This is a genomic window from Acinetobacter rongchengensis (assembly GCF_003611475.1).
Taxonomy (GTDB): domain Bacteria; phylum Pseudomonadota; class Gammaproteobacteria; order Pseudomonadales; family Moraxellaceae; genus Acinetobacter; species Acinetobacter rongchengensis.
This window is the reverse complement of sequence record NZ_RAXT01000016.1, coordinates 47,520-68,539: the sequence shown is the minus strand read 5'-3', so window position 1 is coordinate 68,539 and position 21,020 is coordinate 47,520. Positions and strand designations below refer to the sequence as shown.

Here is a 21,020-nt window from a genome sequence, read left to right as displayed (position 1 = left end):
TTAAGTAATACTGACTGCATTAAGACAAATACCCAAACAAAAGCCACCCGAAGGTGGCTCTTATTGATCTTAAAAAATCTTAATGTGTGGCATCAAAATTATAAGACTTTTGCTTTTCAGTATCGAATTTGCCTTCCCATTTACTAATCACAAGAACAGCAAGTGCATTACCAATCACATTCAACACAGTACGTGCCATATCTAAAATACGGTCAATACCTGCGATAAATGCAAGACCTTCAAGCGGAATACCGACGCTACCTAATGTTGCCAGCAATACAACAAAAGACACGCCAGGTACACCCGCAATACCTTTAGAGGTAATCATTAAAGTCAGTACTAAAACGATTTGTTGAGTCATGCTTAAATCGATACCATAAAGTTGAGCAATGAAGATCGCTGCAATACTTTGGTACAACGTAGAACCATCTAAGTTAAACGAATAACCGATAGGAACAACGAAACTGGTAATCGATTTTGGTGCGCCATAAGCTTCCATTTTCTCCATCATACGTGGTAAAACGGTTTCAGAGCTTGCGGTAGAGTAAGCAAGAATCAATTCATCTTTTAAGATTTTGATAATCGTCCAAATACTGAAACCACAGAATTTAGCCACAAAACCAAGCACGATAAAGATAAAGAACAAGATTGATGCATAAACCAACACAGCGAGTTTAACTAAAGGTAAAAGTGAACTAAAACCAAAGTTTGCAACAGTCGCAGCGATCAAACCGAATACACCGAAAGGTGCAAACATCATGATCATATGCGTTACTTTAAACATAGTTTCAGAAACAGCTCTGAGTACATCAATCAAAGGCTGTTTGGTTTCTTTAGCTAAAGAACCCAAACCAATACCGAATATCACAGCAAAGAAAATGATAGGGAGCATATGCCCATCATTCATGGCTGAGAAAATATTGGATGGAATCAGCGAAAGCACAGTGTTCACTAAGCCATGAGCTTGGTGACTGACTTCCTGAGTTGTTTGTTGATATTGTGAAATGTCCGATGTCGTTAATTTCGACATATCAATACCAGCACCAGGCTGGAAAACATTCGCTGCAACTAAACCAACAATAATTGCAACAGTCGTAATGACCTCAAAATAAACAATGGTTTTGAAACCTAGCTTACCAACACTTTTACTATCCCCAGCATTGGCAATTCCTAAAATCAGCATGGAAAGCACAAGAGGGATGACAATCATTTTAATAAGATTAATAAAAATCTTACCTAATGGTTGTAAAAAGTTGGCAACAACATTGTCTCGGATTTCAGGAGAATTGTGCAGAAAAGCACCCACAAGAATACCTAGAACGAGCGCAATAACAATTTGCCAAGCTAGGCTTATTTTCATTTTCTTCATACTGAGCCCTTAAAATTCAGATTTTGGCGAAAAGGGAACACTCTATGAAAAAAACGCAAAAAAACGCCCACTAAAACATATAGATGTCTTAGGGTGGGAGATTCTGAACGTTCAGAGTATTTCGAAAATGGTGTATTCTGCGCTTATTTAGACAACTGTACTATTTTTTTTGTATAAACGTAGTTCAATCGTTTGAAATTAGTTCAGTTTAATTTGCTGATTCGATAAATTATTATTATTTGATTATCTTTGTAGATTAAATTGAGGGTGCTGCTGATTATTTTTTGTCAATTTTAGTTAAACGATAAAATGCCCAGATCATAAAAATGAGGGTAAAGCAGGTTAAGAAAATTAATTTAGGTACAACTAACTCTGTCGTAACACCCATTTGATTCAGTTGGATAAATAAATTGATTCCTTGGGTCGAAGGTAAAATATTTGCAAAATATTGCATCCATATAGGCATAGCTTGAAGAGGCCAAGCGGCGCCTGAAAGAAGAAATAATGGGATAGATGTAAAAACAATCAAATGTCCAGCACGTTCAGAAATATCTAGATAACTTGCCAAGACCATGGCCAGTGCAATCGTACTACTAATAAAAATAGGAACAGCGATTAACATTCCCCAAAAGTTTCCACCTCGTGGATAATCATTCCACCAAAACGTAAATCCAAAAAGATAAAAACAACCTAAACAACCGATCGTCAATGCTGTGAAATAAATTCCCAAAAACTCAGCAGTTGTTGCTTTCCATCGTCTTTCACGGTAACCCGCAATGAGCATGCATAAACCCAAAACGATGGTTTGATGGATGATTAATGGTGCAACGGCAGGGAAAATATAACTCCCATAGCCTGAAAGTGGGTTAAAAAGTGCAATTTGATGAATCGGGAGTGACAACTCAAAATGTGAAACTTGACCAAATTTTTGAGCTTGTTCAGCAACAGCATGCTCAATGGCTGTGGCAAGTCCTAAGCCAATTTGTTTGGTTTTTAGAAAATAAGCAGCACTTAGATATAAACCAATTCCTCCTGCTTCGCCACGAGCAATACTATTTGACAGATTTTCAGGCAATAACAAAATACCATCAGCTCGCTGCTGTTGAACCATTTGCTTGGCTTCTTCAAAATTAGTCGTGATTGCTTTAATGTTGATATTTGGACTTTTGCCAATTTGGTTAATGATGATATGGCTTATATTGCTTTGCTCTTCATCGACAATCACAATAGGTAGGTTTTCTGCGGTTTGTGCTTGATAAGCAGCAGGATAAAAAAAGCTATAAAGAAATACGGATAGCACCATTGTGGTCAGAATAGATGAGTTTTTCCCGATATTCTTAAATGTCTCAAAATAGTATTTCAAAAGATTCCGAAAGAAATTAGCCATGAGGTATTTCCTTCAAATTTTTATTAAGAAGCAAGGTCGAAACAGTACAGTAAAAGATGCAATATAAAGTCAAAATCCCCAACGGGATCAATGAAATATAAAGAGGGCTTCCAATGACCCATTGTTCAGTTTGTAATTTCGCATAAGGGGTATAGGGGATAATATTTGCCCAAAACTGAGTGAAAATGGGTGCATTATTCAGTGGAAGGGTAACGCCTGCGAAACTTAAGGATGAACCACCATATACTGCAATAAAACCAAAGGTTTTAGATAAATTTCGAGTGGCTAAAACGACTGTACTACTGATCAATGCATAAGCACTAAACAGCAAAAATTGCCCAAGAAGAATTATGCCTAAGTGACCTGCAATAAACCAACCTCGAATCACTATGAGCCAAAACATCCAAACCCATGTCCAAAAGCAAAAAATGAGTACATACACTAAGTTTTTACTGAGTAGTGCTCGAAATGCAGCCTGACCATTGACCCATTGATTGAGTGTGCCATATTTCAGCTCTTGACCCACAGCAAAAGCCACGCAACAACAGAGCAATAAATGCAAAATGGCTGGGATCATAAAAGGTTCTAAGTAAAACTCATAACTGAGGTTTGGGTTAAATAATGGCGAAATTTTGACATGTGCTGTTGCAAATTCAGCATAAGGGATTTTATTTTCAAGATAAGAATCTTTTGCAAAATCACCTATAGCCTCTACAGTAGAAAGTAACATTGCAGAAGATATGCTATTGCCAATACTAAAATAAGATTGATTAAAGGCAATACTGATTTGGGCGTCCTGAGCATGTACTAAACGTTGTTCAGCGCCTTGTGGTATATGAACATAGCCCCAAATTTTAGTTTGATTGATTAATCGCTCAATTTCGCTTTGGTTTTCTGAAATACGATAAATTTGAATGGTGGTATTTAAACTCAAATGTTTTTCAATATTTCGGCTCAGTTCGCTGTGATCTTGATCAATAATTGCGATAGGTAAGTGTTCTGCTTTACCTGAGTAAAACATGCTGCTGAATAAAATAATGATAAAGAGCGGGGCGAGTGTGACTAAACACAAATCCCACTTGTGTTGTAGTAAATAGCGTAACTCTCTCAGCATACCCGCCCACATCTCTAAGGATTCTCTTTGAGTTTGAAAATCACACTCATACCGACTTTTAAATCAGTTAACGGTGCTGCGGGGGTTAATTTGATTTTAAAACTACGAATATCGTAACCACCTGTTTGGCGTGTGGTTTTGATGGTCGCAAATTCACCTTCCGCATCAATACTTTCAATATTAAACTTCACTGTTTTATTCAGCGCAGGAATAAAACCATCTAAAGACTGCGCTTGGTAGACTTGCGTATATTGGTCTTCTCGAACATTTAAACTGACCCATTGCTCATCATCCTGAAGGATACTGACCACAGGCACACCGATTGCAACGAGTTCTGAAGGCTTACCGTAGGTTTTAGAGACTGTTCCGCTGATCGGAGAAAATAGTTTTGTTTCAGCTTCCAATGCATTGGCTTCAGCGACAGCCGCTTTGGCGATTTCTACTTGTGCGTCAGCACTGGTTTTTTGCTGGGAAGTGCTACCACGCTTTGCTCGGGCATACTGTTGGTACGCTGCCTCTGTAAGTTGAGTGGCTGAGATTGCCGCAGCTTGCATTTCATCACGACGTTGACGAGAAATGACACCTTGCTGATAAAGATTTTGTCCACGATTAAACGTTGTTTTAGCAAGATTTTCTTGAGCTTTCAGACTTTGCCAATTGGCATATAAACTGTCGATATTTTCCTGTTGAGCACCTCGATCTACACTAGATTGCAAGGCAAGTGCTGATTGTAAACCTGCTAAAGCTTGCTGTTTACTTGTTGCAATTTCAGGACTACTCAAAGTGACCAGTAACTGTCCTTTTTCTACCTTTTGCCCATCGTGGACAAAAATGCCTTCAATTCGACTGGGAACTTTAGTACTTACATGTAAAGTTTCGGTTTCGACACGGCCTTGTACATCAATTGTTTTCGGTTGATAGCTTTTCCATAAACCAAAAGCAATCAAACCCAGTAGTGCAACCAAAATGATCACCCCGATAGCCAAGAGTGCTTTATTTTTGGGTGTAGGCGTTGCGGGCGCCGTTTTATTTTCAGGATTGGACTGTGCATCATTCACAGTGTGAACAATGTGTTCAGGATGCTGTTGTTCATCCGTCTTGTCTGATGAGGATTTCTTTGGTGATTCATCAGAGGAGGTTGATTGATTAGTCACAGTTTTTGCACTCAGTTTTTCATTGGATGATGTCGATGAATTAGATTCTAAATTTAACTTAGAATCTGACGTATCATCACTTGATTGATTATGATCTGATGGATATGGTTTTTCTTGTGTCATTTATTTTCTATCCTAATGCAGATAATCAGTATTTGATTGATTTACATAGTTTTTAAACTGATCAATTGAGCCATGACTTTGTAATAATGTTGCTAATGAGATCACATATTTATAAGCATTCAATGCTTTTTCAGCTCTTAAAATACTTAATTGATTCTGTGCATCTATCACTTGCGTTGCTGTGCCCATATCTTCTTTGAATGAAAGCGTTTGAATTCTTAGATTTTCTTGGGCTGCTTGTTCATTCTGTTGCAGTAATTGATTGCTTTGTTGTGCTGAACTCAACTCAGTATAGGATTTATAAATTACATTCTCAATTTCCTGTTGTGTACGTGCAGTCAATAACTCAGTTGCATAACGTTGTAATTCAGCAGCTTGGACATTTTTATTCTTATCAATACCTGAAAATAAGTTATAGCGTGCTGCAACACCAACAATCCAGTTCTGGTCTTGATCTAGACTGTATTCTCCAAAAGCAAACACACTGGGCTTTTTAGCAGCACTTTGAACTTTAATATTCTGATTGGCAAGTTGTGTATCCATATGCATTTTACGAACCAAACTCGATGTTTCAGGATATGAAGCAAGAAGTTGATCTAAAGATTGGCTTTGCTGACGATTAACAAAAAGTGGTGTGGTCAGTTGATCAACCGATGGTTTATTCAATAAATTTTTAAGTTGAAATTGGCTTGATTGTAAATTCGCTACGCTATTTTGATAGTTTCGCTGCGCATTATTACGTGCAACTTCAAATTGCATACGCTGACCTTTGCTAATAAAACCTTGCTTTTCAAACTTTAAGGCATTGTCATAATGTTGTTGCATGGTCGATAAATTTAGGCGACTTGCTTCTAAAAGTTGTTGTTGCAGTTGTACATTAAAATAAGCACGAATGACTTCAAAACGTTGTGTATCTTGCTGTTGTTTCGTGTCAAGTTGACTGCGTTCCGATTTAAGATTTGCAATTTGCTTAGTCGTAGAAGTAATGCCACCTGTATAAATCGGCATCATCACCGATACGGTTGGGCGGATGACTTCATCTTCCAAGACAACATTTGCAGTGTCAGGAATGAGACCAATTCCACTATGAATTCCCTGCGCAAGCCCATCTTTTAAAGGATCGGTGATTGTAGAAGGAATATTTTGTTGAGACTGCCATTGATCAACACGCTCATTGACGCCTTGTGAAAGTGTTTGTTCTAAATTATTTTTTACACCGTTCAATGGAACATCAGTTTCAGTATGAAATTTATAAGCCCGCACGTTGAGGTCGATACGTGGTAAACCTAAATTTTTAACTGCATCTGCTTGAAGTTTAGAGGCTTTGTTTAACGCATCATTGGCTTGAGTTGTATAAGAGTTTTCAAGAACATATTGTTCAGCTTGAATATAGCTGAGGTTTTCGGCTGAACTATTGCTGACGATCGTTGAGAATAGGCTCAATAAAGTCATTTGCTGTATAGATTTGGATAATGCTTTTCGAGAATATTGTATTGTAAATTTCATCTGAAAAATCATCAGTATTTGCTTGTATTTAGAGCATTCTAACCTGTATTGACTAGAATAAATAATCTAAAAGTAGGGTGATAAATGTGTGGTTTTTGTAGTTTTCATTTTAGAAAGATTGCTGGAATAGATCTGAATGAATATGTTATTACGAATGAATATTCAAGAAAAATAAATGGAGCGAATATGACAAAAATTACGGTGCAATCCATAGTCTATGCGCCAATTGATCAAGTGTGGCAGATTTATAACAATCCTCAAGATATTGAACAGTGGAATACCGCTTCGCCAGATTGGCATACTGTAAATTCTGTCAACGATTTGCGCGTGGGAGGTCAATTTTCCAATCGTATGGAAGCTAAAGATGGCAGTATGGGTTTTGATTTTGCAGGAACATATACAGAAGTCATTCCACATGAAAAAATTACCTATACATTTGGGGATCGTCTTGCTGAGGTTATATTTAAGCAGGAGGGAAGTGCTGTTTTGGTCAAGATTAGTTTTGATCCTGAAACGGTATATCCAATTGAACAACAACAAGCGGGATGGCAGGCGATTTTAGATAGTTTTGCTCGCTATGTGGAAAGTAAACTTTAAATTGATCGAAAAAATATAGCTGTGGAGGTTGTCGAATACATATGGCACTTGTTGACCCAATAGAGATTCAATCTTCTAGAATCAATTTAAAACCTTTTACTTCGAATGATGCAGAGGAATGTTATGCATGTATAACACCATCATTAACTCGATATATGTCTTGGGATCCACCACAAGATCAAGCCGCTTTCGAGCTGATATGGCGAGTATGGTTAAACACAATCAAAGCGGGTTCTGATTTAAATTTTGTGATTCGACATAAATTAAATCATGAGTTTTTAGGATTGGTCGGACTTCATCAAAGCCTAGGGACAACACCTGAACTTGGTATCTGGATTCGAGAAGATCGTCATGGTTTTGGCTATGGAAAAGAAGCTGTCACAACAATTGTGCATTGGGCTTCAACAAGGAATGACTTGCAACATTTTATTTATCCTGTGGCTGTCGAAAACCATTCTAGTCGGCAGATTGCTGAATCTTTAAATGGTTTGGCAATCTATTGTTCTCAACAGCCTAAATATAAATCGATGACTTACCATATTCCTAAATCCGTCAAACGGACATAAAGCCTAGCGTTGAATTTTCTTTGTTGTTGAATGGTCTTTGTTATTGAAATCTCAACTGTAAATTGTCAAACACATTGAAAGATTGACTGACAAAGCTACTGCAAGAAAAACCGTTTTGTGGTTAAATGCGCCTATTTCATTCGTTTCACTTTCATAAAGGGAAAAATCATGCGCGCGTACAATTTCTGTGCTGGTCCTGCTGCATTACCTACTGCCGTTTTAGAAAAAGCTCAACAAGAGATGTTGGATTGGCATGGTAAAGGTTTATCCATCATGGAAATGAGTCACCGTAGTAAAGACTATGTGGCAGTCGCTGAAAAAGCAGAAGCAGATCTTCGTCAGTTGATGAACATTCCAGAAAATTACAAAGTTTTGTTTTTACAAGGCGGTGCATCACTTCAATTTTCTGCAATTCCTTTGAACCTTTTGGGTAAAAATGCTAAAGCAGATTATATTCATACGGGAATTTGGTCTGAAAAAGCGACTCAAGAAGCGCAACGTTATGGTGATATTAATGTCATAGAAGCGGGCGCAACGATTGATGGCAAACTTGCGATCAGTGATCAAAGCCAGTGGAATTTATCCAATGATGCCGCTTATGTGCATTATGCTGAAAATGAAACGATTGGTGGTATTCAATTTGCCAATATTCCTGTAACAGATAAACCTTTAGTTGCTGATTTATCATCAAGTATTTTATCTGCACCTTTAGACGTATCTAAATTTGGTTTGATCTATGCAGGTGCGCAAAAAAATATCGGTCCAGCAGGTTTAACCTTGGTGATCGTGCGTGATGATTTGCTTGATCAAGCAAAACCTGAAATTCCAAGCTTATTAAAATATGGTTCACAAGCTAAAAATGATTCAATGGTGAATACACCTGCAACGTATGCTTGGTATTTGTCAGGTTTAGTTTTTGAATGGTTACTTGAGCAGGGCGGTGTAGACGCAATGCACAAAATCAATTTGGAAAAAGCGAAATTGCTTTATGGTTATATTGATTCTAGTGACTTTTATAATAACCCAATCGCGATTCCAAACCGTTCAATTATGAATGTCCCTTTTACTTTGGCAGATGAAGCTTTAGATAAATTATTTTTGAAAGAAGCTGAAGAAAACCATTTATTGAATCTTGCAGGTCACCGTTCAGTGGGGGGAATGCGTGCAAGTATTTATAATGCTGTGCCTTTAGTGGGTGTCCAAGCATTGGTTAATTTTATGGATGACTTTGCTAAGCGCAATGCTTAATCGATAATGTTAAACAAGATTTAGAAATAAAAAATCCTTCACTTTGAAGGATTTTTTTATATGTGATATCCGATTTATATATGTATGACTCGGCTATACATTAGGTCGATGGAAAAATGCCTAGAAAATGAATGATCATTGCGGCCAAGAACATCCCCAAAACAAAAAAGCAGCAAGCTCCTTTATCCAAACGTAAGCGAAAACCACTATTTTCGCTCATAAGACTAGTCGATTGTTCAGGTATAATTTTCATTACTGAGCCTAGATTTTAAAATTATTGTTAAATCCTATTGGTTCGTCGTATTTTTAACATAAAATATTGGTTAAATAAAGCACTAATTTACATTAATTCAACGATTATAAATATATTAATGCAGAATGATTTTAATTATTTTAAATTTAAAATAATCAATTTATGGATATATTGTGGATAACTTAACCCTATTATCTGTGATTTAGATTAAATCATCAGATTAAAGCTAACTAGAATTGCGATAAATAATCATAAATATTTGATTTATATTTATTTATATAGGTTTTTAAAAGATGTTGACCTAATTTCCATTTAAATTCATTTTTCCTCATATTGTGATTGAGTAGAATTCTTTTAATTATTTAAAATTAATTTATTTTATTGAACCTTAGCAGATTTAGATTTTTCTTTATCTTGAATTGAATTTAAAAATGTGGATAACTTTTTATAAATGAATTTAAAACATAGATTATGCTTAGAATAAATCAAAATAGATTAATTTTTATTCAGATATAAAAAGCATGCTATTCTCATAACATGCTTTTTAGAATGATTTGACTATTGAATCTGGAATCACTTATTTTTCAGAAAAAATATTGGCTTGAATCCAGATATTGCCACGGATATATTGTCCAATTTCAAAGTTTTTGAAAGCAGGATCTTTGGTTGCGATACGCACTAAAATAGCAGGTTGATCTTCTTCTAAAATCAAAGTGACATCATAGAGTGTATATTCTTGTTGCATAAACTGCATCGAGGTTTTACCCACAACTTTTCCTTGGAACCATGCTTCATCTTCTTGACCTAAAGTTTCGCCGTATAGATAAGCCACCATTTTTGAAAAATCAACGGTAACAGGCGCTTTGTCATCCTCAGATTTTGGCTCCCAAGCATTGATTTGTTCTTGCAGGTTTTCAGGTGCAATACCATTATTTTGCGAAAGAATGTCGTTAAGCGCACGATGGTGCTTAATTGAAGCGGGGTCATCGACAATGATTTGCTCGTGATCTGAAACTTTTTCCAGTGTATAAGCCCATGCATTGAGTTGCACTTTGTATTGTTGATCACGTTGATATTGATGACTATTAACACTATACAAGCTGTCAAAAGCGTAAACCACACTATTGCTACCTACTTTTAAAGATAAGACAGCTTGTGTGTTGGTTTTACAGGTAATAATTCGGTCAATAGAAGCAGTGAGTTGATATGGGCTTTCAAAGCTCGGAAATGCAGTTTTAACCGCTTTGGGTTTATTATTTTCAACATCAATCACTTGGCAGAGTTGTACTGGCGCACCACTTGGGCCTTGAATCAGCCAAACAGATTCATCCATATCACATTCTTTGGCACATAATCCCATGGGCATAATGGGGGCATCTAATGCTAAACCTAACCATTTGGGTACCTGTGTCGTTGGATTTTCTGTCAGTAAGTTCCAATGCTCGACATGACTACCAAAAGTTTGATCTTCAATCGTAATTATTTCTGGTCTGTTTTGATTGTTCATATTTGCAATTGATTCGTGCTGCTCTTATTACATTAAATCGAGGGTGATTGTTATATTTCAAGTCTTAAAATGTAAAATCACTATGAAAACCATATTTTAAAGTTAAAACAGTTTGAGTTTGTTTTAAAATTAACCAAAAATTAAGTGAACATAACGGTTTAATTCAGAATGACCATTAGAACACGGCTCTTTTTTTCCAATTATGACGAGAGAATAATGAGTCTCCAAGATGGGACAAAAGCATTTATTACTAGAAATGGTAAAAAGCGTTAAAGTAACTTCGCTAACATTTTGTTAGACTAGCCATATGCAATAAAGCCGAGAAAATGTGTGTTGCCATTTAAACTTTGGGTTGATGCAGATGCATTGCCTAAAATCCTACGAGAAGTCATTCTGCGTGCTTCTGATCGTTATCAATTGGAAGTGACTTTTGTTGCCAATCAACCTGTGGGGATTACACCATCGGTTCGGATTAACTCAATTCAAGCGATGTCAGGTGCCGATCAAGCAGATCAAGAAATTGTGAATCGTATGAATGAACACGATATTGTGATTACACAAGATATTCCTTTGGCTGCTCAAGTCATTGAAAAGGGTGGTGTTGCGATTCATCCACGTGGTGAGGTTTATACATCGGCCAATGTCAAAGCACGATTACATTTGCGTGATTTTATGGACACTTTACGTGGTGCTGGCGTGCAGACTGGTGGACCACCACCTATTTCAGAACGTGATAAGCGGGAATTTTCGAGTAGTTTAGATCAAACAATTTTAAAGCAAAAACGTAAAACAGCGATATAAGTGACTTTTTAAAATTCATTGGCGTGGCAACTTTGTTTGAATTCACGGTTTTTATGATGATCTTTGTTTAATACATAAATACCTACATTCGGTAAATGTGATTTAGCCTTGTTGAAGAGGATTTTACATTGAGCTGCGACATTATTTAATGCGCAGATTCATATGCTGTTTTCAAAGTGATATGTGAATATTTAATTCTGACGCCGCATTGATATTTATCGTTGTCATTACATTCACCATAATCAAAGCCAAATGGTCTATTGGCCAATAGGAAATCATATGCCCTCCAAATCTAACCTGATGATGACTTATGCTTTATTGGTCTTCATTTGGGCAAGTACACCTTTGGCAATTGTCTGGAGTGTGTCTGATTTACATTTGATGTGGGCTTTAGTTTTACGGTTTTTTATTGCTTTACCGATTGCTTGTGCTGTCTTACTCTTACTTAAAATAAAGTTACCTTTCAATAAAATAGCCATGCATAGTTATTTGGCAGGTTCATTGAGTTTGATTGGCTCTCAAGTCTTTACCTATGCTGCAACGAAATACTTGAGTTCAGGTATTATTGCTTTAATGTTCGGATTTGCACCGATTATGGCAGGTTTGATTGGTCGTTTTGGATTTCAACAAAAGCTTTTATCTTTGCAATGGTTGGGAATGGCTGTTTCTGTTGTTGGGCTAGGCATCATTTGCATGAGCGGTGGTGAAAGTCAGCATGTTCACCCAATTGGAATCGGTCTGATGTTACTGAGTGTATTTGCATACTCGTTGTCGATTTATTGGGTTAAATCTGTAAATGCGCAGATCGAACCGATGGCGCAAGCTACGGGTTCCATTTTGTTTTCTACCTTTGCTGCATTGTGTATTGTTCCTTTCATTTGGCAATATGTGCCGACACATTTGCCCAATACACAATCGCTACTTGCATTGATTTATACTGTTTTGATGGCATCATTATTGGCCATGTTCTGCTATTTCAAACTGGTACAGAATATTAAAGCGACAACTTTATCTTTAACTACCGTCATGACGCCATTGTTGGCGATGTTGTTGGGTGCATTGCTGAATGATGAGAAATTAACAATCACCGTCTTTATCGGGGCGGCTGTTTTAATTTTTGGATTATTCTTATATTTCTATAAAGATTTTAAAGCGAGCAGATTACTCGCTAAAAAAATCGGTGCTTAGTTTTTCGGGTAATGTCTTCAATGAAATCCTTCAGTTTGAAGGAATAGCATTGAGCTGAATACATTCAGCGAGTTTGACTCGGTCTTGAGGATGCAAGGTGATGAAATATGCACCCACACGATATTGTTCATTTTCTACACTTTCTGAATAGGCAATCTGAGCTGTTGCTGCGATATGGAAGAAGTTTTCAGGATGGCTTAAGGCCACATGAATATAAGTACCTTGTTTTAAATGTTGTTGACTAGTAAAGCTAAAACCACTCTCAGAAAAATTGACTTTTTGAGGGGTTGGTAACATGGTTTGTACAATAGAGTCGTAAATAGAACCTGTAATAAGGTTTAACTTTTGATTGAATAAGGATAAGATTCGAGCAATTTGTTGATCTTTTTCATTTAATTGTTCTAATTCGTAGTGAAGTGCATGATCAAATTGATCTAATTCTGCAAGTAGTAGAAAATAGCGCGGTAATACAAAGTTAGAATCATATGGATCGTTCAGCGCAACTTCTTCAGAAATGACTTGATAGTTGATCCTTAATGCAGCATCGATGCGCGACATCACGCGACGTTCATTTGTTTCATTTTGATGCTGTAACGCTTCCATAAAACACCTCGGACTAGATGGTATGTTTAAACCAATCTCGCTGTATATAGGGTTGAGATACACTCGCGCACGGCGTAGTAATCACTTTATTTCTTTTATCGCTCTGGTTTCCATGATCGGTCTCACCTTAGGCGTCGCTGTACTGATCACAGTTCTGTCTGTTATGAATGGTTTTGACCGAGAGTTAAAGACTCGTGTCTTGGGTATGATACCTCAAGCCACTGTTTCTTCAACACAAATTCTAACAGACTGGCCCGTTCTTGCAAAGAAGATTGAACAACATGAGCATGTCACTGGTGTTGCACCCTTTACGCAATTACAAGGTATGCTCACTGCACAAGGTCAAGTTGCTGGAATCATGGTCACGGGTATTGAACCTCAATATGAAAAGAAGGTTTCAATTATCCAAAATCATATGGTGGAAGGTAGCATAGATCAACTAAAAAAGGGTGAATATGGCATTGTTTTAGGTAAACAGATGACAGATGCTTTAGGACTAAGCCTAAATGATAATGTCACACTAGTTTTACCTGAAGCGACACCATCTCCTGCAGGCGTAGTACCGCGTTTTAAGCGCTTTAAAATTGTAGGTATTTTTAGTATAGGTGCGGAAGTAGATTCGAGCCTTGGCTATATTGCTTTGAATGATGCTTCAACTTTGTTACGCCTACCCGATGGTGCGCAAGGTGTGCGCATGAAGTTGGATGATATTTTCCAAGCACCTCAAGTGGCCAATCAAATTGTAAAAGAACTTCCAGGAACGTTTTACGCTTCTGACTGGACCTATACACATGGTAATTTGTTCAGTGCCATTCAGATGGAAAAGGCGATGGTGAGTTTGCTACTTTTCTTAATTGTTTTGGTTGCAGCTTTTAATATTGTGTCTTCATTGGTGATGGTTGTTACCGATAAAAAATCGGATATTGCGATTCTTCGGACTTTAGGTGCTTCACCTGCAACGATTACCCGGATTTTTATGGTTCAAGGTACTGTGATTGGTGTTGTTGGAACAGTGGCTGGAGCTATCTTAGGTATCATTTCCGCTTTAGGTATCAGCAACTTTATTGGCTGGTTGAATACTGCATTAGGTTTACATTTATTTGATGCTTATTTTATCAACTATTTACCGTCTTATTTAAGATGGCAAGATGTGGTTGTGATTGTCGGATTATCCTTATTGTTAAGTTTCTTGGCGACTATTTATCCAGCTTTACGTGCTGCAAAAATTCAACCTGCGGAGGCACTGCGTTATGAGTAACTTTGCCAATGTGGTGAATAGCAACACAGTGCTTGAAGCCAAAGACATTTATAAATCATTTACAGATGGCAAATCGAATGTAGATGTTATAAAAGGTTTATCTTTACAAGTTCAACAGGGTGAGTTTGTCTCGATTGTTGGTTCGAGTGGTTCGGGTAAAAGTACGCTATTGCATATTTTGGGTGGTTTGGATCGTCCGACGCAAGGTTTAGTCAATCTGAATGGCAAACGATTTGATAACTTAGGTGAAGCTGAGCGTGGTTTTTTACGTAATGAACACTTGGGTTTTGTTTATCAATTCCATCATTTACTTCCAGAGTTTACCGCTTTAGAAAACGTTGCAATGCCTTTAATGTTGCGTAAAGATGCAGATTTTAAACAAGTCAAACAACGCGCTGAATATTTACTTGAGCGTGTCGGTTTGACGCATCGTTTAACGCACCAACCTGGTGAATTATCAGGCGGTGAAAGACAACGGGTTGCCTTAGCACGTGCTTTGGTGACGCAACCTAAATTGATGTTGGCCGATGAACCTACGGGAAATTTAGACCGTAAAACAGCCAAATCGATTTTTGAATTGCTGCGTGATTTACGTGAAGAATTGAATATGGCCATGTTAATCGTGACGCATGATGAACAATTGGCTAAATCGGCAGATCGCATTTTACATATGCAAGATGGTTTGTGGATTGACGCTTAATCACAACTGATATTTAATACAGCCTATTTTCTATTCTTAGAATAACATTTAAGCTCAACCAGATTGGGCTTAAGTTTCCTTTAGATAACAATAAAATCGAATAACTATTATGAGTATGTATAGCTACATCATTTTGATTGGGTGGATACTGGGTATCTCATTCATGGGGGTTAAAACACCTCAATCTCTCAACTTATATTTTGCGCTTAGTTTGGGGCTAAGTTTAATTTTACTGGGATTTAAATACTTTAATCGCTTCTATAAAAAATACTCATGTACAGACAGTTCTATATTTAAATGTATGACGTTGATTACGGTGTGTATTTTTACATATCTATCAGGTTTGTTGTATGCAGATCATGCATTAGAAAAGCGTTTGGCGTTAAGACCTTTACAGAATAATCAATCACAACATCTGATTTATATTCAGTCTATGAATAAAATTAAATTGAATGATCAGGCCCAAAATAATACCCCATCGTTTCGACAACAAAAACTGATTCAGCAACGTATTGTGGTTTTAATGCCGAACCAGCAGCCCATTCCCATGGTGATGTATGTCAATGAACAACAAGCTGAAATGATTCAACTGGGACATTATTATCAAGTTACTGGGCAATTTAAGGTCGTACATGGCTATGCTGTTGAAGGTACATTTGATAAAGAAAAATGGTTTTTGCAAGAAAATCTACTCGGGATACTTGACCTACAAGCGATTCATACGATTGATGAAAATCAGCTAAAACAGTTCGGTTTTCAATCTTTTATTGATCAACAGCAGCACTTTGATCAACGTATTTTATTGAAAATAGAACGCCTACGTTTGGATTTTAGACATTTTATTTCTAATTCATCTTTGCACAATAAAGGGCTTTTATTGGCATTGTTAACAGGAGATGAAAGTTTACTCTCTGTTGAAATCCAAAGCTTATTTAAAAAGCTTGGTATTGCACATTTACTTGCAATATCAGGGCCTCATGTACTTATTTTTGCCATGATGTTTTGCTTTATTTTTAATCTTATTGCGAGGAAAATTTATCCAAAAATATTTTTAAAAATACCTCGACTTTATTTATTGGTGTACCCATTTTTAGCTTGTGTGGTTTTTTATACGGCTTTCGTGGGATTTGAAATACCCGCCTTACGAACCATGATTATGGTCTCTGTGTTTAGTCTAATTCTACTTTTAAACCAAAAAATTCAAGCCATTAAACATTTGTTATTCACGGCAAGTATTTTATTACTGATCGACCCATTTAGCATTTTATCCGCTGCATTTTGGTTATCTTTTGGGGCATGTTTTATTCTGATTAGGGTTTATCAAACAATACAGCAGCAACCTAGGCAACAAGTGCAATCATGGCAAGCAAAGCTAAAGCATTTTGTACAGGTATTATTCGATTCTCAGTGGAAAACATTTATTGCTTTAATGCCTTTAGTATTGTGGATTTTTCAACAGTTTTCATGGCTTACACCACTGAGTAATTTTATCGCGATTCCTGTGATTGGAAGTTTGGTCGTTCCTATTGAGGTCTTGGCTGCATGCATGAGTCTATTTTCTACGTCCTTGGGAATATTACTTTTTAAAGTTGCAGATCAGTTGTTGAGTTTTCTATTAAGTTTGCTTGATTTTTTAGATCAGACTTTAGGTTTTAAATTAGATTGGTGGGCTTTTAGTGCTGTACAAATACTGTGTATTGCTTTTGCAATATTTATTCTGTTCTTACCCAAGGGAGTGATACCTAGATTTTGGGCACTCATATGCTTAATACCTTTATTATTACCCAATAAAAGTCAGTATATTTTTCAATTTAATGTGTTAGATGTCGGGCAAGGGCAAGCGGTTTTTATCAATTTACCTGAGCATAAAATGATGGTCGATACTGGCGGTTTTTATGATGAAACTAAATTTAGTATCGGCCAAAATTTGATTATTCCGTATTTGGCTCGACAAGGAGTTGCTCAGCTGGATCAAGTGATTTTGTCTCATTTAGATCAAGATCATAGTGGCGCTTTTGCAGAGATTGCCAAAGTAGTCGATATTCAAAAGGTCTATTCAAATGAAAAAGATCAGCGTTTTGATCATTCTAATTTTGAATATTGTTATCAAGGGCAACATTGGCAATATGGTCAGGTCAAAATAAAGGTGTTGTCACCACCGAAAAATAGCCTAAGTGGAGTGCCATATAATCAAAATGAATTATCCTGTGTGATTTATATTCAAGTGCCTCAATCGAATCAGTATCAAAACTTTTTGATCATGGGTGATGCAGGTTGGGAAACAGAGTTCAGTTTGTTACAACAGTATCCTGATTTAAATGTAGATGTATTGGTGATGGGGCATCATGGTAGTCGGCACAGTTCTTCATTTGCATTTCTAAAACAGCTAAAACCTAAGCTGGCTATTGTATCGGCAGGTTATGGAAACCGTTATGGACATCCACATCCGATTGTTTTAAAAAGATTAAAGGCGCTGAATATTCCAGTAAGGACTACAATCGAGCAGGGATCAATTGAGTTTAATGTTAAAACAAATGGTCAAATGGAGATCAAGGATTTTCGACAAACCCAAAAGTGGTTAATCTTCAAGAGTCACTTGATTTCTGACTGAATTAACCAAAGACATTGCATCAAGATTGGGGATGTTATAAATTTTTTTCAGCTGAGGATGTGCTTTAAAACGTTTATAACTCCAATGATAATGTTCAGGAAATTGTCGAATGAGTTGTTCGATCTGTTTGAAAATGATCGAAGTGCCCTCATCGGCATTGACCTGATAAATACTTTCATCAATTGGTTCAATGGTCATATCAAAGCCATGATCATGATTTCTAGTCGCATATAAAAATAAAGCTTTGGCTTTGGTTTTCTGTATCAGTTTTGCATTTAAATTACTTGAATAAAGTGGAATGCCAAAGTACTCAATCAGCTCCCCACCGATATCAGGGGTGTGGTCTGGCAAAATCACAGTTGTCCCACCTTGTTTTAAGGCTTTGAAAATTTGTCGTACTCCAGACTCATCTGTAGGGACTAAATTTGCATTTTCACGACTTCTTGCTGCACGTACAAACTGATCTGCTTCGTCGCTTTTGATCGGTTTATACATAATGGTCATTTGCGTATATTGAGCAAACCAAGCATTCATGATTTCCCAAGTGCCAAAATGCGGTACGATAAGCACCAAACCTTTACCTTGTGCAATTGCATCATGAAAATAATGTTCGCCTTGAATCTGGTGAATGCGGGCAATATTCTTTTGAGCGGAGCTTCCCCAAATGGTAAAAAACTCCATATAGGATTGAATTTCGTTGCGAATCGCATGACGAGTAATCAATTCACGTTGAGGTTTATCCAATTCAGGAAAGCATATACCAATATTTAAGCGAATCGTTTCCGAAGTTTTACTGATGTGTAATACATTGACAACAGTTGCCAAAAAACGCCCGATAAAACGAGCGATTGGAATTGGCTGTCGACTGAAAAAATTGAGAAGTCGAGTGATTGTAGTCTTATGTTTTTCAGTCATCGGTACGAAAAATAGAAATGTGGTTGATGTATATTGTGATTTAGCAAAATATTATAGAATAAATCGCAATGATTAGACAGATTATATGTATTCCTTGTATATAATGAACCCTGAATAATTAATTTGGATGGTATAAATGTCTGATTGGCCGCCGAAACCACAAAACGAAAACACAAATTCGAATCCTTCCTCTGGTCAACAACCTACAGGACAAGAATGGCGTCTTTTAGAAAAAGTCGTTCTCGCTTCTGTAGAAGAACAACGTCGTAGTCGTCGTTGGGGAATTTTCTTCAAAGTTCTTACATTCCTTTATATTCTTGTTGTCTTGGTGATGATGACTAAAAGTTGTTCATTATCAAATGGTAGTGATGGTGAAGTAACTTCGGGTGAGCATTTAGGTGTTGTGAATATTGTCGGAACAATTGATTCAAGTAATCAAGGTGTGAACAGTGTTGACACGATTAAATCTTTGAAAAAGGCATTTGAATCAACATCAGCCAAAGCTGTGGTTTTAAATGTCAACTCACCAGGTGGTTCGCCTGTGCAATCTGATGATATTTGGCAAGAAATTCAATATCTAAAAAAACAAAATCCAGATAAAAAAGTTTATGCTGTGATTGGTGATATGGGTGCATCAGGTGCTTACTATATTGCTTCTGCTGCTGATGAAATTTGGGTTAATCCTTCAAGCTTAGTGGGTTCTATTGGCGTGATCATGCCAAATTATGGTGTGAATGGCCTAGCTCAAAAATTGGGTGTAGAAGATCGAACCATGACTGCTGGAAATAACAAAGATATTTTAAGCATGACGAAACCGATTAATCCTGAGCAAAAAGCACATATTCAAGCATTGTTAGATAATGTACATTCACACTTTATCACTGCTGTGAAACAAGGCCGTGGTGCAAAATTAAAATCAACTGATCCTGCAATCTTCTCAGGTTTATTTTGGACAGGTGAGCAAGCCATTAAACTAGGTATTGCAGATAAAGCAGGAAATATTGAAACACTTAAACGTGAGTTAAAAGTCACTAAAGCTGTAGATTATACAGTTGAACGTAGTCCTTTTGAGTCAATTTTAGGCCGTTTAGGCTCTGAAATGGGGCATGGCGTGGCTGAGGCAATGAGCCAAAAGTTGAGCATGAACCAAGATGTAAAAATGCAGTAAAATTTTAAAGCCTCCTCTCATTGTTTTACGGTGAGAGGCGTTTTTCTGACTTTTAAAATAGAAAATTAAATATCATGAATCATTCGCATCAACAAAAGCCGCTCATTCATTTTGCACATGCCAATGGTGTACCTTCAAAAGTTTATACCAAGCTATTTGATTTGCTGAAAGATGAATATGATGTGATTTATGTTCCCTTGCTTGGCCCTGATCGCCGTTATCCGATTGCACATGGTTGGAATGAGCTGACAGATCAAGTCATTGACAGTATTGTCCAGCAAGCGCAGGGACGTAAAGTGATTGGTTTAGGGCATTCTTTAGGTGCAGTGTTGACTTTTAAAGCTGCATATAAACGACCTGAATTATTTGAAAAGGTCATTATGCTTGATCCGCCTTTAATCGTGGGAAAAGCTGCTTTTGTGATGTTCATGGCTAAAATTTTTAAACCAAAATTGATTGATAAAATTACGCCAGCATCACTGAGTATCAAACGTCGTGATCATTGGGACTCGCGTGAACAAGCAGCAGAATTGTTAAAACCGAAAGGGTTTTACCAGCATTTTGATCAAGATTGTTTTCAAGCTTATATAGATTATGCTTTAACTGAAGATACAACGAGGGGTGGTGTTGAGTTAACCATTTCTAAATACGATGAAGTCGAAATTTTCCGGACAAATTCAGATTCAATGTGGTTACCTATGCCAAATCCACCTGTACCAACACATTTGGTGATCGGGGATGAAAGTCCATTTCTAAAGCAAAAATTTCCACAAATCATTCAGAAAAAGTTAGCTATACCTTTTACAGTAACCTCAGGAGGACATATGTTTCCTTTGGAGCATCCTGTTAAAACTGTTGAATTGGTCAAGACGTTAATTCAACAATAGTTGGTTCTAATCTGTTTTATCCAAAACTATAATTCCAATAAAAAATGCATCCGAGGATGCATTTT

18 protein-coding genes are annotated in these 21,020 nt (G+C 36.9%); 10 read left to right on the top strand and 8 right to left on the bottom strand.

Annotated elements, in window-relative coordinates:
• Nucleotides 1–79 precede the first annotated feature (79 nt).
• The 5 genes from gltP to D7V20_RS09760 form a co-directional block, all read right to left on the bottom strand.
• Nucleotides 80–1,369: a glutamate/aspartate:proton symporter GltP gene (gene gltP / locus D7V20_RS09780; RefSeq protein WP_120384102.1), complete on the bottom strand. Its 1,290-nt coding sequence runs from the start codon at nt 1,367–1,369 to the stop codon at nt 80–82.
• A gap of 277 nt (nt 1,370–1,646) precedes the next feature.
• Nucleotides 1,647–2,756 (bottom strand): ABC transporter permease, encoded by a 1,110-nt coding sequence (locus D7V20_RS09775; RefSeq protein WP_120384101.1) that lies wholly within the window; start codon nt 2,754–2,756, stop codon nt 1,647–1,649.
• Complete coding sequence (locus tag D7V20_RS09770) at nt 2,749–3,882, bottom strand: ABC transporter permease (protein ID WP_120384100.1); 1,134 nt, start codon at nt 3,880–3,882, stop codon at nt 2,749–2,751. Before D7V20_RS09770 ends, D7V20_RS09775 begins: the two co-directional genes overlap by 8 nt.
• Before the next feature lie 2 nt (nt 3,883–3,884).
• Nucleotides 3,885–5,147 (bottom strand): HlyD family secretion protein, encoded by a 1,263-nt coding sequence (locus tag D7V20_RS09765; protein ID WP_120384099.1) that lies wholly within the window; start codon nt 5,145–5,147, stop codon nt 3,885–3,887.
• 12 nt (nt 5,148–5,159) lie between these two features.
• Nucleotides 5,160–6,653, bottom strand: coding sequence for a TolC family protein (locus D7V20_RS09760; RefSeq protein ID WP_120384106.1), 1,494 nt, complete (start codon nt 6,651–6,653; stop codon nt 5,160–5,162).
• A 186-nt stretch (nt 6,654–6,839) separates the two neighbouring features.
• On the opposite strand from D7V20_RS09760, the gene D7V20_RS09755 reads away from it, so the two are divergent.
• The 3 genes from D7V20_RS09755 to serC all read left to right on the top strand — a co-directional run bounded on the left by D7V20_RS09755 (nt 6,840) and on the right by serC (nt 9,064).
• Nucleotides 6,840–7,250, top strand: coding sequence for an SRPBCC family protein (locus tag D7V20_RS09755; protein WP_120384098.1), 411 nt, complete (start codon nt 6,840–6,842; stop codon nt 7,248–7,250).
• A 41-nt stretch (nt 7,251–7,291) separates the two neighbouring features.
• Entirely contained in the window at nt 7,292–7,816 is a 525-nt protein-coding gene (locus D7V20_RS09750) for a GNAT family N-acetyltransferase (RefSeq protein ID WP_120384097.1), read from the top strand.
• A 168-nt stretch (nt 7,817–7,984) separates the two neighbouring features.
• The gene (serC, locus tag D7V20_RS09745) at nt 7,985–9,064 is read left to right on the top strand and encodes a 3-phosphoserine/phosphohydroxythreonine transaminase (RefSeq protein ID WP_120384096.1); all 1,080 of its coding nucleotides are present in this window, start codon (nt 7,985–7,987) and stop codon (nt 9,062–9,064) included.
• Nucleotides 9,065–9,894: 830 nt separating this feature from the next.
• Here serC and D7V20_RS09740 read toward each other — a convergent pair.
• A complete protein-coding gene (locus D7V20_RS09740) occupies nt 9,895–10,824 on the bottom strand; it encodes a hypothetical protein (protein ID WP_120384095.1) in 930 nt (309 codons plus the stop codon).
• Between the two features lie 330 nt (nt 10,825–11,154).
• Between D7V20_RS09740 and D7V20_RS09735 the strand changes: the two genes are divergently transcribed.
• Both D7V20_RS09735 and D7V20_RS09730 read left to right on the top strand, forming a co-directional pair.
• A complete protein-coding gene (locus D7V20_RS09735) occupies nt 11,155–11,625 on the top strand; it encodes a YaiI/YqxD family protein (protein ID WP_120384094.1) in 471 nt (156 codons plus the stop codon).
• Between the two features lie 279 nt (nt 11,626–11,904).
• A complete protein-coding gene (locus tag D7V20_RS09730; protein ID WP_120384093.1) occupies nt 11,905–12,813 on the top strand; it encodes a DMT family transporter in 909 nt (302 codons plus the stop codon).
• A 30-nt stretch (nt 12,814–12,843) separates the two neighbouring features.
• Here the strand turns inward: D7V20_RS09730 and D7V20_RS09725 are convergent, their stop codons facing one another.
• Nucleotides 12,844–13,416, bottom strand: coding sequence for a PilZ domain-containing protein (locus tag D7V20_RS09725; protein WP_120384092.1), 573 nt, complete (start codon nt 13,414–13,416; stop codon nt 12,844–12,846).
• Between the two features lie 22 nt (nt 13,417–13,438).
• Here D7V20_RS09725 and D7V20_RS09720 point away from each other — a divergent pair, with 22 nt between their 5' ends.
• The 3 genes from D7V20_RS09720 to D7V20_RS09710 all read left to right on the top strand — a co-directional run bounded on the left by D7V20_RS09720 (nt 13,439) and on the right by D7V20_RS09710 (nt 17,985).
• A complete protein-coding gene (locus D7V20_RS09720) occupies nt 13,439–14,674 on the top strand; it encodes a lipoprotein-releasing ABC transporter permease subunit (protein WP_120384091.1) in 1,236 nt (411 codons plus the stop codon).
• Nucleotides 14,667–15,374 (top strand): lipoprotein-releasing ABC transporter ATP-binding protein LolD, encoded by a 708-nt coding sequence (gene lolD, locus D7V20_RS09715; protein WP_120384090.1) that lies wholly within the window; start codon nt 14,667–14,669, stop codon nt 15,372–15,374. Before D7V20_RS09720 ends, lolD begins: the two co-directional genes overlap by 8 nt.
• A gap of 109 nt (nt 15,375–15,483) precedes the next feature.
• Nucleotides 15,484–17,985, top strand: a complete 2,502-nt coding sequence (locus D7V20_RS09710) for a DNA internalization-related competence protein ComEC/Rec2 (RefSeq protein WP_235831621.1) — start codon at nt 15,484–15,486, stop codon at nt 17,983–17,985.
• Here the strand turns inward: D7V20_RS09710 and D7V20_RS09705 are convergent.
• Entirely contained in the window at nt 17,953–18,900 is a 948-nt protein-coding gene (locus D7V20_RS09705; protein WP_120384088.1) for a lysophospholipid acyltransferase family protein, read from the bottom strand. The two genes, D7V20_RS09710 and D7V20_RS09705, sit on opposite strands and share 33 nt — an antisense overlap.
• 136 nt (nt 18,901–19,036) lie before the next feature.
• Here D7V20_RS09705 and sppA point away from each other — a divergent pair, with 136 nt between their 5' ends.
• A complete protein-coding gene (sppA, locus tag D7V20_RS09700) occupies nt 19,037–20,068 on the top strand; it encodes a signal peptide peptidase SppA (RefSeq protein ID WP_120384087.1) in 1,032 nt (343 codons plus the stop codon).
• Nucleotides 20,069–20,142: 74 nt separating this feature from the next.
• The gene (locus tag D7V20_RS09695; protein WP_120384086.1) at nt 20,143–20,955 is read left to right on the top strand and encodes an alpha/beta hydrolase; all 813 of its coding nucleotides are present in this window, start codon (nt 20,143–20,145) and stop codon (nt 20,953–20,955) included.
• Nucleotides 20,956–21,020: the final 65 nt, after the last annotated feature.

Bases quoted from the DNA above. Each gene is read 5' to 3' on its own strand.
- D7V20_RS09705 (WP_120384088.1), bottom strand. From the start codon at position 18,900: ATGACTGAAAAACATAAGACTACAATCACTCGACTTCTCAATTTTTTC.
- D7V20_RS09760 (WP_120384106.1), bottom strand. From the start codon at position 6,653: ATGAAATTTACAATACAATATTCTCGAAAAGCATTATCCAAATCTATA.
- lolD (WP_120384090.1), top strand. From the start codon at position 14,667: ATGAGTAACTTTGCCAATGTGGTGAATAGCAACACAGTGCTTGAAGCC.
- gltP (WP_120384102.1), bottom strand. From the start codon at position 1,369: ATGAAGAAAATGAAAATAAGCCTAGCTTGGCAAATTGTTATTGCGCTC.
- D7V20_RS09750 (WP_120384097.1), top strand. From the start codon at position 7,292: ATGGCACTTGTTGACCCAATAGAGATTCAATCTTCTAGAATCAATTTA.
- D7V20_RS09775 (WP_120384101.1), bottom strand. From the start codon at position 2,756: ATGGCTAATTTCTTTCGGAATCTTTTGAAATACTATTTTGAGACATTT.
- serC (WP_120384096.1), top strand. From the start codon at position 7,985: ATGCGCGCGTACAATTTCTGTGCTGGTCCTGCTGCATTACCTACTGCC.
- D7V20_RS09740 (WP_120384095.1), bottom strand. From the start codon at position 10,824: ATGAACAATCAAAACAGACCAGAAATAATTACGATTGAAGATCAAACT.
- D7V20_RS09710 (WP_235831621.1), top strand. From the start codon at position 15,484: ATGAGTATGTATAGCTACATCATTTTGATTGGGTGGATACTGGGTATC.
- D7V20_RS09695 (WP_120384086.1), top strand. From the start codon at position 20,143: ATGAATCATTCGCATCAACAAAAGCCGCTCATTCATTTTGCACATGCC.
- D7V20_RS09720 (WP_120384091.1), top strand. From the start codon at position 13,439: ATGTTTAAACCAATCTCGCTGTATATAGGGTTGAGATACACTCGCGCA.
- D7V20_RS09765 (WP_120384099.1), bottom strand. From the start codon at position 5,147: ATGACACAAGAAAAACCATATCCATCAGATCATAATCAATCAAGTGAT.
- sppA (WP_120384087.1), top strand. From the start codon at position 19,037: ATGTCTGATTGGCCGCCGAAACCACAAAACGAAAACACAAATTCGAAT.
- D7V20_RS09755 (WP_120384098.1), top strand. From the start codon at position 6,840: ATGACAAAAATTACGGTGCAATCCATAGTCTATGCGCCAATTGATCAA.
- D7V20_RS09770 (WP_120384100.1), bottom strand. From the start codon at position 3,882: ATGTGGGCGGGTATGCTGAGAGAGTTACGCTATTTACTACAACACAAG.
- D7V20_RS09730 (WP_120384093.1), top strand. From the start codon at position 11,905: ATGCCCTCCAAATCTAACCTGATGATGACTTATGCTTTATTGGTCTTC.
- D7V20_RS09725 (WP_120384092.1), bottom strand. From the start codon at position 13,416: ATGGAAGCGTTACAGCATCAAAATGAAACAAATGAACGTCGCGTGATG.